The 13,889-nt window shown below is 62.0% G+C and carries 13 protein-coding genes; all 13 read left to right on the forward strand.

The features are described 5' to 3' along the window. The first annotated feature begins 67 nt into the window (after window positions 1-67). The gene (locus VFW72_RS06085) at window positions 68-652 is read left to right on the forward strand and encodes a GspH/FimT family pseudopilin (RefSeq protein ID WP_329673388.1); all 585 of its coding nucleotides are present in this window, start codon (window positions 68-70) and stop codon (window positions 650-652) included. Beyond that, the gene (pilV, locus tag VFW72_RS06090) at window positions 645-1,214 is read left to right on the forward strand and encodes a type IV pilus modification protein PilV (protein WP_329673389.1); all 570 of its coding nucleotides are present in this window, start codon (window positions 645-647) and stop codon (window positions 1,212-1,214) included. The genes VFW72_RS06085 and pilV overlap by 8 nt, the downstream gene beginning before the upstream one ends. Then, a complete protein-coding gene (locus VFW72_RS06095; RefSeq protein WP_329673390.1) occupies window positions 1,211-2,197 on the forward strand; it encodes a PilW family protein in 987 nt (328 codons plus the stop codon). The genes pilV and VFW72_RS06095 overlap by 4 nt, the downstream gene beginning before the upstream one ends. Window positions 2,198-2,211: 14 nt before the next feature. Further along, a complete protein-coding gene (locus tag VFW72_RS06100; RefSeq protein WP_329673391.1) occupies window positions 2,212-2,898 on the forward strand; it encodes a pilus assembly PilX family protein in 687 nt (228 codons plus the stop codon). Between the two features lie 8 nt (window positions 2,899-2,906). Continuing rightward, window positions 2,907-7,688, forward strand: a complete 4,782-nt coding sequence (locus VFW72_RS06105) for a pilus assembly protein (RefSeq protein WP_329673392.1) — start codon at window positions 2,907-2,909, stop codon at window positions 7,686-7,688. 22 nt (window positions 7,689-7,710) lie between these two features. After that, window positions 7,711-8,193 carry a type IV pilin protein gene (locus tag VFW72_RS06110; protein ID WP_329673393.1) on the forward strand — a complete coding sequence of 161 codons (483 nt, stop codon included), beginning with the start codon at window positions 7,711-7,713 and terminating at the stop codon, window positions 8,191-8,193. After that, a complete protein-coding gene (locus tag VFW72_RS06115) occupies window positions 8,153-8,860 on the forward strand; it encodes a hypothetical protein (RefSeq protein WP_329673394.1) in 708 nt (235 codons plus the stop codon). Before VFW72_RS06110 ends, VFW72_RS06115 begins: the two co-directional genes overlap by 41 nt. A gap of 15 nt (window positions 8,861-8,875) precedes the next feature. Next, window positions 8,876-10,006, forward strand: a complete 1,131-nt coding sequence (gene ribD, locus VFW72_RS06120) for a bifunctional diaminohydroxyphosphoribosylaminopyrimidine deaminase/5-amino-6-(5-phosphoribosylamino)uracil reductase RibD (RefSeq protein WP_329673395.1) — start codon at window positions 8,876-8,878, stop codon at window positions 10,004-10,006. A 31-nt stretch (window positions 10,007-10,037) separates the two neighbouring features. Further along, window positions 10,038-10,673: a riboflavin synthase gene (locus VFW72_RS06125; RefSeq protein WP_329673396.1), complete on the forward strand. Its 636-nt coding sequence runs from the start codon at window positions 10,038-10,040 to the stop codon at window positions 10,671-10,673. A 59-nt stretch (window positions 10,674-10,732) separates the two neighbouring features. After that, window positions 10,733-11,848 carry a bifunctional 3,4-dihydroxy-2-butanone-4-phosphate synthase/GTP cyclohydrolase II gene (gene ribBA, locus VFW72_RS06130; RefSeq protein ID WP_329673397.1) on the forward strand — a complete coding sequence of 372 codons (1,116 nt, stop codon included), beginning with the start codon at window positions 10,733-10,735 and terminating at the stop codon, window positions 11,846-11,848. Between the two features lie 65 nt (window positions 11,849-11,913). Next, window positions 11,914-12,378, forward strand: coding sequence for a 6,7-dimethyl-8-ribityllumazine synthase (gene ribH, locus VFW72_RS06135; protein WP_329673398.1), 465 nt, complete (start codon window positions 11,914-11,916; stop codon window positions 12,376-12,378). 2 nt (window positions 12,379-12,380) lie between these two features. After that, complete coding sequence (gene nusB / locus VFW72_RS06140; protein WP_414638778.1) at window positions 12,381-12,896, forward strand: transcription antitermination factor NusB; 516 nt, start codon at window positions 12,381-12,383, stop codon at window positions 12,894-12,896. Between the two features lie 30 nt (window positions 12,897-12,926). Further along, window positions 12,927-13,889, forward strand: a 963-nt coding sequence (locus VFW72_RS06145) for a serine/threonine-protein kinase (RefSeq protein ID WP_329673399.1), incomplete at its 3' end; no start/stop codon positions are given.

Consider the following 13,889-nt stretch of genomic DNA (forward strand, 5'->3'; position numbering starts at 1 on the left):
ATAAGCGGCGCGTCCCCCCGATTGACGGTGGTGCCGTTTGGCGCGCCAGGCGATACATTCACACCCCATGAACAGGGGTGTCAATATTTCACGAATCGCGGGGTTCACCCTCGTCGAATTGCTGGTGACGTTGTCGATCGCGGCCATCCTGGCTGCGGTGGCCGTGCCTATGCTGTCGGGCTTTCAGATGCGTCAGGACATGAACGCCATGGCCAACGAGTTCACCGGGGCCTTGCAAATGGCCCGCATGGAAGCAGTGACTCGCAATACCTGTGTGGCGGTGTGCCGCCGGGCGGCATCGGGGGCGGCATTGTGTGCCGGCGAAGATGGCCCCTGGAACACCGGCTGGTTGGTTTATGAAAAGCCATCGTGTGCTTCGTCGGCCGAGCCAGACGAGCCGGCTGCAGGTCAAGCCTTGCGCGCGCAGGGCCCCGTGGCCGCCACCTTGTCTCTGCAGGACGCCAACGGTGGCGATGCGCCCGAGATCATCGTGTTTTCGCCTCGCGGTGTGGTGGTGGGGCAGGCTGGGAGCATGCGCATTTCTGATTCACGCGATACGGCCGGGGCTCATGTCCGCGACATCGCTTTCAGCCGCATGGGCAAGGTTCGGACCACCCTGGTTGCTGGTGCAGCAGGGGGCGGTGATGACTGAGCGCCGTCGCGCTCAATCGGGGGTCACGCTGATCGAAGTGCTGGTCTCGATCCTCATTCTCGGGCTGGCCATGATCAGCCTGGCGGGCTTGCAGTCCTACACGGTGAAGTACCAGATGGGCAGTGCCAATCGTTCTGTGCTGGCCATGCTGGTCAGTGACTATGCCGAGCGGGTGCGAGCCAATATGGATGCGGCGCCCGTGGCGGGTGCCGGGGCTCAGTCGCCCTATCTGTTCAGCGCCGATTGGAATGGCCAGCAAGATGCCCCCAAAGCCGCTGGCACCGATTGCGCCACCGAAGTCTGTGCCGATGCGCAGGCACTGGCGCAATGGGACATGGCCAACTGGCGTCAGCGCGTGCGCGAGTCTCTGCCGCAGGGTTCCGTCCAGGTCAGCGGCGATGTACAGAATGGCTTGAACCTGACGGTGATGTGGCAGGACAACGACTACAGTGCCACGCCTCCGGCCTGTGCGGCGGGCCAGTCCCCAGCTGATGCGCGGCAGTGCTGTCCGAGCCAGGTTCCCAAAGGGGTTCGTTGCGCTAATTTCGTGATCGTTCCATGAGTGCTGCGTTGTCTTTGCCGTTGCGCCGCGCCCAGCAGGGCTTGACTCTGGTCGAGTTACTGGTTGCGGTCGCCATCAACCTGGTGGTCGTGCTGGTGGCTGCTTATCTCTACCTGAACGGTCGCAGCACGCAGCAGGCCGTCGAAGAGCGTGCAGCCATGTTTGAAAACGGCCAGCTGGCGCTCGAGTTGCTGGGCAAAGACATTGGCAACGCCGGTTACTACCCAGCCCACATGCACGAACCCGATGCGACCCTGGCGGTGAACCTGGGGCGCTATGTGAATCCGGCGCCTGCCGTGGCGGCATTCAATGCCGGCGTGTTTGGTTGTGCATCGGGCCGTTTCTGGAATGGCGCCTGTCAGGCCGCCGATAACAAGACCTTTGCGGGCGATGGTCTGGTATTGAACTATTTCACCGAAGACGCGATGAATCTGGCAGCGGGGGCGCGAGCAGATTGTCAGGGCTCGTCGGTGGACAACGATGTCGTGATCAATACAGCCGCTCGTGCCGGAGCAGGATACAAGTCGCCCAATTTGCCGCCAGCCAACCCTCTGTTCGTCTCGAACCGCTACACCCTGCGAACCATGAATTACGAGACCGAGAGTGGGCGACCGATCGTCACTTTTGGCTTGGCGTGTCATGGCAATGGTTCGACCGGGTATCAAGTGCTGGTGCCGGGCATTGAGCAGTTGCGCGTGCGTTATGGCTTGCGCGATGCATCTGCTGCCCGTGCAACGCAATATGCCGACGCGACCGCAGTGGGGCAGGCCCAGGCTGTGATGGTGCGAGACGAGCCCTTGATCGGGTGGCAGCGTGTGGTGTCTGTGCAGGTCTGTGTGGTGGCGAGGTCTTTGACGGAAACCCGTTTCAAAGGGGCGGGAGATGAAACCCGGCTTGATTGCGATGGGCAGACCTTGCCCAACGACGGCGTTCAGCGTCGTCGCTTCATGCAGGTCTTTGCGGTCAAGAACCGCCTGTCGTGATGGAGACACCTGCCATGACCCCGCATGCCTCCGTTCAACCTCGTCAGCGCGGTATTGCGCTGATTGTGGTTCTGGTGTTTCTTCTGGCGCTCACCGCGATCAGCCTTTACGGCGCACGCCAGGCTGTGTTTGGTGAGCGCATTGCCCGCAATGTGCTCGACGCGCAAGTCGCCCATCAGGCAGCAGAAGCGGCTCTGCGCGATGCCGAAGCCGATCTGGCCATGCCAGAGGGCCAGAACCCTCAAGGTGCTTTCTGCCAGCGCACCGGCATGCGCCCGATTGCGGCCAATGTGGGCATGCTGGTCGAAGGGGTCTCGTGCCTGGCCGGCATCTGCCGCATGACCGATTCACAGTATGCGGGCTTGAATGCAGACAAGGCTGGCGTGGCCCAGGGCGACGAAGCGCCCAAAGGGGCGCCCTGGTGGGCTGATGACAAAGGCGGCCGCTGGAACAATGACTTCAAGACCAAGCCGCAGGCGGTCAACGATCAGTGCAGTACCTTCAAGGGCGGTGTGCCCTTGGGAACCTATACAGGCACCGCTCACATCGACGAGGTGGCACAACAGCCCGAATACCTCATTGAATACCTGGGCATGCGCAATCAGCGCCCCCTGTTCCGCATCACGGCCCGAGGCTTTGGTTACGACCGAGGCACGCAAGCGGTGGTGCAAGCGTATTACGTCCCGCCTGAAACCGAGTGAATGCTGCCATGAACGCTTTTCAACGCTGGATTGCACCTCTTGTGGCGCTGATGCTCATGGCCGCATCGGTCTGGGCTCAGACCGCCCCATACACAGCCAAGCCCATTCAGGCCGTGCCGCCCAACATCACTGCGCGTGACTTCCCCGCCATGATGATGTTGGCTGCCTCGCGTGACCACACCCTGTTCGGGCCGATGTACACCGATTACGAGGACCTCAAAGGCACGGGGCGAATCGATCCGACCTATCGTCCTGACTTCGATTACTACGGCTACTTTGACCCCAGCAAGTGCTACAGCCACGATGGGCAGAAGTTTGTTCCGCAAGGATTCCGCCATGCGACTGAGGGGTGTTTGACGCCCCAAGACGCCAAAGGCCAGTCGTTGGAGGGCGTGACGGCACGTTGGAGCGGCAACTTCCTGAACTGGGCCACGATGACTCGCATCGACGTGGTTCGCAAGATGCTTTACGGGGGCTTTCGGCAGACCGATACGGCCACAAGCACTGTCTTGCAGTTGGCCCAGTTGGGCACGGATGCACACGCGTTTGCCAAGTACTACCGCGGTACCGACATCGCCAAATACACGCCCTTCAGCGTGGCCGACCTGAGCAAAGGTGGGACCTATGTTGGCTTGACAACCTGCGCGATGTCGACGACAGCAGAGGCCACCGCCGGCACCCCCATTTTGCGCATGGTCAAGGGCAACTATCTGTTGTGGTCGACCACTGCCAAAAAGGTGTGCCGCTGGCGGCCCGCTGAAGTGACCACCGATGCAGCCAATGCCGATTACTGGTTCGGCGCCAAGTTGGTGTCTTATTTCGAGCGGGATGCCGCTATTCCCGGGTCCGATCTTCAGGGAATGCCATCGCATGCCTTGATCGCGCCCTATGACAAGGGCACCTCTAGTGATCTGCCACCGAATATCGGCAGCGACGGCCTGGCGATTCGGGTTCAGGCTTGTGCCAGCGTCGATTTGATCGGCAAGGAAAACTGCAAGCGCTTCGAGTACAAGGATGCCAACGGTGTGAGTCAGACCTCGCTGAAGCCGTCGGGCATCTTGCTCGATTATGGTTTTGCGCCGTCTGCGTCAGAATCGGCGCGCGCGGAGTTTGGTTTGATCTCCGGCAGTTACGACAACAACTTGTCAGGTGGGGTGCTGCGCAAGAACATCAGCAACCTCAATGACGAGGTCAACAAAGATGGCACGTTCTGCCACACCAGTGGCGCGTGCAGTGGCGGGCTCATCAAGTCGTTTGATGCATTCCGCCTCTACAACGCAGGCGCCTCTTCCTACACCACAGCCGGATCGTTCAGCTGGGTGATGCCGAACAAGCTGACCAACAAGCAGTTCCCCTCGTGGGGCAACCCCTTGGGTGAAATGTTGATTGAAGCCCTGTCGTACTTCGCCAATCAAGGCAAGTCCAGCTACAACAACGTACAGCCGGTGACGATCGACTCGGCATTGGGCTTGCCCGCACCAGACTGGCAGGACCCCTTGAGCGATAGCCAAACCGTTCCAGGCGCAGGGACGCAGACGCGTGGGCAGGTCTACGGCAAGAGCCTGTGCCGCCCCATGAACACGCTGGCCATTTCCAGTAGTGCGTTGAGCTTCGATCGCGATGAGGTCGGCAAATTTGCCAGCTTGCCCAACCGAAGCGAATCGTTGGAGTCATTCACAGACCAGGTCGGGCAGAACGAAGGCATCAACGGCACGATTCGGTCAGTGGCATCGGTCAAACCTGATCCCAATAACGGCGATGGCGGCTGGGGTGAGCAATGTACCGGCAAAACGGTGACCCATCTGTGGGAGGTGTCGGGCGTGTGTCCGGAGGCGCCAGCGACCCGAGGCAGCTACCTTTCTGCGGGCGCCGCCCTCTATGGCAACACACGGGCCATTCGTGACACGGCCAAGCTCAACTTGCCGCCTGACCTGCCCGGCTATGCCCTGCGCGTCAAGACACTGGCGGCCGCGATGGGTGGCGGTGTGGCTCGAATTGAGGTCGTGCACCCGGGTACGGGAGCCAAGGTATTCATCACGCCTGAAAGCATCTGGAACGCGGGGGGCAAAATCGGTGGCGGTGACGCCTGGATGCCCGGGGCCATGCTGACCATCAAATTGCTGAACTCGATCAGCGAGAACGGCAAGACGGTGGGGGCTTCGTATGTCGTGACCTGGAACGATGCCCAGTTCGGTGGTGACTACGACATGGACATCGTGGGATACATCTCCTACACCATTGATGGCAGCCAGTTGAAGGTGACGACCGACATCCTCAACGTTGACGGTGGCATGCCCGGCTCACACGGGTTCAGCATTTTGGGCGCGGTCAGCAATGCCGGTCGCTACATCACCCATGGCAGCCACGGGATCAATTTTGGCGACTGTGCCAAGAACGCAGATGGCACCCCCAAACTACTGAGCAAGCTCAACTACGCCTTGCGCTGCGGCTATGACGACGCGGGCATGCCCACTGGTGCAGGCTTTGACAACTGGGCATGGCCAAGCAAGTACGGCAACACCGTGGTTGGGTTCTCCGGCGTTGAAACAGCTTCGACCCGTACGTTCAGCTTCGACTTGGGACAAGCTGGTTCGGTTTTGGCCGACCCGCTCTGGTATGCGGCCAAGTACGGCAGCTTCAACACGGGCGAGGACAAGTTCAGTGCAGTATCCCAGGCCTCATTGCCGAGTGCCAGCGCTGATGCCGAAGGCTATTTCCTCGCACGCGATCCGGCCAAGCTCGAAACCGGCTTGCGCAAGGCGCTCGACAAGATTTTGGCCGCGGGAAACTCGACGCCAGCGGTGTCGTCGGCTCAGTTGGTCAGTGACAGCATCAAGTACGTGGCTGAGTTCGATGCCAAGGCCCACACCGGGTCGGTCAAGGCCTATAAGCTGGCCGACGGCGCCTTCAAGAAGGACCCTGAGTTCGAGTTGGGCGACAAGCTGACCCAAGCCTCGCGGGCAGATACACCGCAACGACAGGTCATCACCAACATCGGCTTGGTGGGGATGCCCTTGACCCTGTCTGCTTTGGCTGCAGATACGCCGGCGGCTTTGGCTGCAGCGCGCACAGCGCTGGATGCCGATGCTGGGGCTGACAGCTGGAAGGATCTGGTGAACTACGCACGCGGGGGTTTGGCCACGGGTGATTTGCGCAACCAGTTGACCAATGTGCTCGGTCCCATCGTCAACGCGGCGCCTTGGCTGCAACGCGGTGCGCAGTTGCGGGTGACCGATGTGGATTTGCCCAAGGATTGGGCGTCGTACCGTCAATTCCTGCTGGCGCGCAGCAAGGCTGCTCCGCAATCGTTGCTTTGGGTCGCTTCGAACGACTCGATGTTGCATGCCTTCAATGCCAAGACCGGCGCGCCGGTGCTGTCCTACCTGCCTAGTCCATTGATGGGGGGGCTGCGCGCGGCAAGCCGCGAGTCCACCAAATCGATCACCGCCACCATGGACGGCAGTCCATTCACCGCCGATGTCTACCTGGGCGCTGGCGCACAGACCGGGGTGTGGAAAACCTATCTGTTCAGCAGCCTGGGGCGGGGTGGCAAAGCCGTGTTTGCGCTGGATGTGACCGACACGAACAGCCTGACGGAAGACAACGCGAGCAGCATCTTCAAATGGATGTTCAGTTCGGACGATGACGCTGACCTGGGTTACGTGTTGATCGATCCGGTGGTGCATCGCTCCTCAGGTCAGCCTGCCAATGTGGTTCGCCTCAACAATGGTCACTTTGCTTTGATGCTGCCCAATGGCTATGGCTCGGGCAACGGTCGCGGCTACTTGTACTTCCTCGATGTGGCAGGCCGAGAGCAAATGGGAACCTGGGGTGGCAACGTCATCAAGCTGCCCACCGATGACGCCACCGACAATGGTCTGATGGGCGCCACCTGGGTCGACATCGACAACAACGGGACGGCCGATTGGGTCTACGCCACTGACCTGAAGGGGCGTGTCTGGAAATTCGACATCAGTTCGACAGACCCCACCAAGTGGGGTTCCGCCTATGTGTCGGGGGACACGCCCGTGCCCTTGTTCCAGGCTCGCAACCTAGCCGATGGGACAGGCGACCCCTTGCCCATCACCACGGCGCCGGTCATCACCTTCCCAGGCATGGGTGGGGTCATGGTGGGGTTCGGCACCGGCAAATCGATCCTCAGCGGCGACTTCCCCAAGACCAACCTGAACCAGCGTTTCTATACCGTCTGGGATCGAGGCAATTTCTCGACCAACCCGGCTGGCGCAGCGGCTGGTGCGAACGCCAAACGGGCCTTGCCCACAATGGACAAGCTGGTCGGGCGCAAGCTGGTGCGAGACGACAAGACGGGGGCCGTGACCCTGGCTGACGACGCCGCGACCTCGATCAATTGGACCGACAAGGACGGCTGGTACCTCGATTTCCCAGTGACCACCGGGCAGCAGTCGGGCACAGGCGAAATGGTCTTGTCGACACCCGTGGTGCGTTCGGGCGTGCTGTTCTTTACCACTGTGTGGCCAAATGGTTCGGCCGAGTCGATGTGCCAGAACGCGCCGTTCTCTACCCTCTATGCGCTCAGCCCCACGCAAGGTTTGGCCGTGCATGGCTTGCTGCCTTCGGGGGCAGCTTCAGCCTTCGGGGTGAACGTGAGTGACTCCAAGATCCTCGTGGTGTCTGATCAGACGGTGACGCCTGGCGCGGGCAAGGAGGCCTTGCGCATCGAGGGGCGCAATTGGGAAATGTCACTGTCGCCCAACGCGGTCAATGGTCGCGTGCAGTGGCGCGTGATTCCAGGCCTGAAGACCTACTGATGACATGCGCCAAGGGTTTGAGATGATGGTTTCCCGCTGTTCGCTGCCACGAGGCTTCACCCTGATCGAGTTAATGATCACGGTGGTCATCATTGGCATTCTGGCTGCCGTGGCCTATCCGAACTATGCTGAGCATGTGGCCAAGGGGCGGCGTGCCGATGCGCGTGCACGTTTGGTGGCGGCCCAGCAGTGGATGGAGCGCTACTACACCGAACGCTACAGTTACGCCTCGACGGGCAAAACCACAGAGAACGCTGATTTCGCCAAGGAAAAGTCGTTTGCCACGTCACCGCCGGCGGGTGAGGGCAGTGCCATGTACACCCTTGGCGTTGTGGTCAACGGGGTGGACTACACCCTGACCGCTACACGTGAAGCCGGCAGCCCCATGGCATCAGATGCGTGTGGCGACCTGACCTTGACCAAAGATGGCACCCGATCGGTCGTGAACTACAACAAGAACAAGTTTGCTTCCCAAGCCTCTGCTGTGGCGGCGTGCTGGCGCTGAGGTCTGTTTCTCTGTGCGCAAAGGCTTGATCTGGTTGCTGGTCGCCGTGGCCGGGGCACATCTGCTTGCCCTGGCTTGGTGGTGGCAGCGTCCGGCCCGCGTCAGCGGTGAAGGCGCATGGCATGCCTCATCGGCCTTTCGCGTTCGGGCCACCGTTTTGCAGGAGGTTTCGCGGCCACCCCAGCCGGGTTGGGCTGACGAGGCTGCTCGTGCGACACCTCGGTCCGACGCGGCACCGATGCGTCCGCCAAGCGACAAGGGGGCGCCCCCCCTTTCCCGCGAGCCGGGAGCAGACGCTCAGCCCGCGCCAGGTGTGTCCGAGCCATCCTTGCCGCGCGTGGGCGAGAGAACGCTGTGGCTCCCGTCTCCTGCGGAATACCTGTCAGACGAACAGGTGGATACCTTGCCCTACCCGCAAGACGACTGGCAACTGGCTTGGAGTCAACTGCCGCCCACGGCAGGAGCCTGGCGAGTGACTTTGCGCTTGTGGGTGTCGCAGCAGGGGCAAATTGACCATGTCGAAGTGTTGGAGATCGAACCCAACCTGGCGTGGCTGTCAGCCTTGTTCGAGCGGGTTCACCAGACGGCCATGGTGCCAGCCACCCTGGCGGGGCAGGCCGTTCCTGTCACCTACGTGGTACAGCTGGCGCCAGATCAGTTGCAGTGATGCGATGATCGCAACATGACTTCGTTGCCTGCTGCATTTGACCCCACGCCTTTTGATCGACAGGCCATGGCCTTGGCGCTGGATTGGGGGCGCCGCGCTCAGTGGCTGTGCCCGCCGAACCCCGCCGTGGGGTGCACCCTTTGGCAGCAGGGCCGACTGCTTGGGGCCGGGCACACGCAGGAAACCGGAGGGCCTCACGCTGAAGTGATGGCCATGCGCGATGCCCAGGCTCGGGGTGAATCGTTGAAAGGCGCGACCGCCTATGTCTCCTTGGAGCCCTGTTCCCACTTTGGTCGCACGCCACCGTGTGCCGATGGCCTGATCCAGGCCGGCGTGGTCCGCGTGGTGGTGGCTTTGCTGGATCCCAACCCGCTGGTGGCAGGGCAGGGCGTGCAACGCTTGCAAGCGGCCGGCATTCAGGTGGATGTGCTGTCGCGCCAGGACGAATTGGCCGAACAAGCCTGGCTGGACAACATCGGTTTCTTTTCGCGCATGGTGCGCAAGCGGCCTTGGGTTCGCATGAAGCTGGCAGGCAGTCTGGATGGTCGCACCGCGCTGGATAACGGCGACAGCCAATGGATCACGGGCGAGGCCGCTCGTCTGGATGGTCGCCAGTGGCGAGCCCGTGCGGGGGCGGTACTGACCGGCATCGGCACCGTTGTGGACGACAACCCGCGCATGGACGTTCGGGGAATCGATACGCCTCGGCAACCACTGCGGGTGGTGCTGGACACCCATTGGCGGACCCCCCGCGATGCGCAGCTACTGAACCCGCCTGGGCAGGCCTTGATCTACGGTGCTGATACACCGCCGGGAGCTTTCCCTCACGCTCAAGAGATTCAAGCCCCATTGCAGGGGGAGCGTTTGGACCTCGCTTGGGTCTTGGCCGACCTCGCGCAGCGCGGCGTCAACGAACTGCACGTTGAAGCCGGGGCCACCTTGAATGCGGCCTTCCTGCAAGCCGATCTGGTGGACGAGATCTTGTTGTATCTTGCACCCAAGTTTCTGGGCCCTGGGCGCCCCCTGGCAGCTTTGGCGCCGCTGGAAGCGGTGTCGCAGGCCAAAGACCTGACGTTCATCGATGTGCGCCAGATCGGCGATGATTTGCGGCTGCGTGCCCGAGTTCCTGGCCGCGAGCGCTTCTGACCCTTCACACAGACAAGTAAAGGCACTTTTCATGTTCACCGGCATCATCACAGGCGTGGGCCAGATCGTTGACTCTCAGCCCCTGGGTGCAGACGCCACCCATGGTCGTCGTCTGACCCTGCAAACCCCCGCGGGCTATTTAGAGGGCGTGGGCCTGGGTGACAGTATCGCCATCAACGGCGCCTGCATGACCGTGACCAGTTTCGATGTCGCTGCGGGTCGTTTCACCATCGACGTGTCGGCCGAAAGCCTGGCGCGTACCGTGGGGCTCGATACCCTGGGCGCCGTCAACATGGAGCAGGCCTTGCGCACGCATGACCGTCTGGGCGGTCACCTGGTGACTGGCCACGTCGATGGCGTGGGCGATGTGACCGTGTTCGAGCCGGTGGGCGAGTCCTGGTTGCTGCGCATTCGCGCACCGCGCGCCTTGGCCCGTTTCCTGGCCTACAAGGGCTCGATCACCGTCAATGGGGTCAGCCTCACGGTCAACCAGATCGAAGATGCGGCCGACGGCACCACCCAGTTCAGCATCAACCTGATCCCCCACACCATCGAAAACACGGCCCTGGGTTCCCTCAAGGCCGGCTCGAAGGTGAACCTGGAAGTGGACCTGATCGCCCGCTATGTGGAAAGAATGCTCACCGTTGAGGGCAAATTGCCCCAATAAGGTGATCCATTCTTGGTGTTTTCCCCAAAAGCAGAGGCCAGCGCGCCTACAATCTCCCGATGCCGATTTCACCCATTCCTGAGCTGATTGCCGAGTTGGCCGCCGGTCGCATGGTCATCCTGGTGGATGAAGAAGACCGCGAGAACGAAGGCGATCTCGTCCTGGCGTCTGACCACGTCACGCCCGAAGCCATCAACTTCATGGCCAAGTACGGCCGTGGCCTGATCTGCCTGACGCTGACGCGCGAGCGTTGTGAGCGCTTGCAACTGCCGCCCATGGCCACCCGCAATGGCACCAAGCATGGCACGGCCTTCACCGTGTCCATCGAGGCTGTGGAAGGCGTGACCACCGGCATTTCGGCCGCTGACCGTGCCCGTACCGTGCAAGCCGCGGTGGCCCGCAATGCCAAGCCGTCCGATCTGGTTCAGCCCGGTCATATCTTCCCCTTGCAGGCCCAGGATGGCGGTGTGCTGATGCGCGCAGGCCATACCGAGGCGGGTTGCGACCTCGCTGGCATGGCTGGCCTGACGCCTTCGTCGGTGATCTGCGAGATCATGAACGACGACGGCACCATGGCGCGCCTGCCTGACCTGGAGGTGTTTGCCCAGGAACACGGCCTGAAGATCGGCACCATTGCCGACCTCATCGAATACCGCAGCCGCAACGAGTCGCTGATCCAGCAACTGGGCGCGCGCACCATGGAGACGCCCGAAGGCCCGTTTGACGCCCGCGTGTTCAAAGACCGCACCGGTGGGGTCCACCTGGCTTTGAGCCTGGGCCAATGGACGCCGGCTGACGAAGTGCTGGTGCGCGTGCATGAGCCCCTGTCGGTGCTCGACTGGCTTGACGCGGGCAGCCGTGCGCACTCCTGGCCCTTGCCCAAGGCCCTGGCCGCCATCCGTGAAGCCGGGCGCGGTGTGATCGTGCTGCTCAATGCAGGCGACGATGCCGACCGACTCGTCGAGCGTCTGCTGCCCACCGAGCCTCAGCAAACGCCTAAAACCCCGGTGGACCTGCGCACCTACGGTGTCGGGGCCCAGATTCTGCGCACCCTCGGTGTGCAACGCATGCGCTTGCTGGGTAACCAGCAGCGTTTGCCCAGCATGGTTGGCTACGGCCTGGAAGTCACTGGCTTCCAGACTGCAGACGGCCAGGTGCTGTCGCCTTCGGCGTGATCAAGCGGTCACGCCTTCCCGTTCTTTTTGTTGAACCCCTCTCGCTCTTTACTTGGAATTGACTCATGCAAGGCGCTGACAAAGGACAAGCGGTGAATCTGGACGGACGCGAACTGCGCGTCGGCATCGTTCAGGCCCGTTTCAATGATCAACTGACCGGCCGGATGGCCCAGGTCTGTATCGACGAACTCAAGGCCCTTGGCGTGGCCGAAGACAATATCCGTCATGTGACGGTGCCCGGTGCTTTGGAAGTGCCCGTGGCCCTGCAGGCCATGGCCGAAAGCGATCAATTCGACGCCTTGGTGGCCCTGGGTTGCATCATCCGCGGCGAGACCTATCACTTCGAACTGGTGGCCAACGAAAGCGGCGCAGGCGTGACCCGTCTGACCCTGGACTACCAACTGCCGATTGCCAACGCCATCCTGACGGTCGAGAACGACGCTCAGGCCGAAGCCCGTGTGGTGGAAAAGAGCCGTGATGCGGCTCGCGTTGCTGTGGAAATGGCCAACCTGCTGGATGAGTTGCTGTGAGTTTGCCTGCTGATTCCAACAACAAGCCCATCGAAGGCCGCCCCGCACGCAAGCCCGCCCCGGCGGGTCGTGATCGCGCCAAGTCCTCGCGTCGCCGTGCCCGTGAATTCGCGTTGCAAGGCCTGTACGAGTGGCAGATCAACCCGCGCAAGGTGTCCGAGATCGACGCCCACATCCGCGAGCAAGACGATTTCGCCCGGTGCGATCGGCCTCACTACGACGCTTTGTTGCATGGTTGCATTGACCAGGCGGCCAAGTTGGATGCCGACCTGATCCAATTCCTGGACCGTCCAATCGAGGAACTTTCCCCGGTTGAGCACGCTGTCTTGTGGATTGGTGCGTACGAATTGGCACATTGTCTCGAGGTGCCCTATAAAGTCGCGATCAATGAAGCCGTAGAGTTGGCCAAGAGCTTCGGCGGCACCGATGGGCACAAGTATGTCAACGGTGTGCTGGACCATTTGGCGCCGGGCCTGCGACCCGACGAAGTCAAAGCGGCGCGTCCCTCCGGGCGGTAAGAGGGGCGCCCAACTGGGGGTTCCTTTTCCGTGTCTTTTCAGCCAACACAGCCTGCTGTCACCGAGCCCCACGAAGTGGACGTCGTGGGCCGTCCTGTTGCGCCCGATGATTCGGACACGCTGGAGCAGACCCGTCCCTTGCCGCCCGAGCCGGAGGTGGTCGATGCGCGCCGCGAGCGGCCCGATCTCATGCCCAGCGTGGGCCACATTGGCCGCTATGCGCTGAAATTCGTGATTGGCGAAGGTGGTTTGGGCACCGTGTACGCGGCGCACGACCCCCTTTTGTCGCGCCTGATTGCCATCAAGACCTTGCACGTGGACCTGCCCGAGCAGGACCGCGCCCAGTTCAACGCCATGTTCTTGAACGAGGCGCGTGCTGCGGGCAGCTTGAATCATCCCAACATCGTCACCGTGTATGACGCTGGGACCAGCGAGCAGGGTACTTACATCGCCATGGAGATGCTCAAGGGCAAGGACCTGAAGCAGCTGCTGTCCATGGGTTGGCGCCCCACTGCCGTGCAGGCCGCCTTGATCGTGCGGCGTGTGGCGGACGCGCTGAGCTACGCCCACCACAAAGGTGTCATTCACCGAGACATCAAGCCCGCCAACATCTTCATGGTGGGCCGGGCACAGCCCCGTGTGCTGGACTTCGGCATTGCGCGAGTGCGTCAGGTTGAAAAACTCAACAAGGACGACGAGCACAGCCGCTTCCAGGAAATCGTGGGCGGCTCGCCTTACTACATGGCACCCGAGCAGGTGGTGCAAGCGCCGGTCGACCGTCGGGTTGACGTCTACGCGCTTGGCGTGGTCCTGTATGAAATGCTGGTGGGGCGACGCGCCTTCAGTGGCAGTAGCCTCGAGGAAATCGCCGATGCGGTCGTGAACAAGCCGGTACCGAAGGCGCACGAGGTCAATCCCGAGGTGCCGCGAGCCCTGTCAGAGATCGCGGCGCGTGCCATGGCGCGTGACCTGTCTCAGCGCACGCGCTCGGCC

This window comes from Aquabacterium sp. (assembly GCF_036273115.1).
Taxonomy (GTDB): Bacteria; Pseudomonadota; Gammaproteobacteria; order Burkholderiales; family Burkholderiaceae_C; genus Aquabacterium.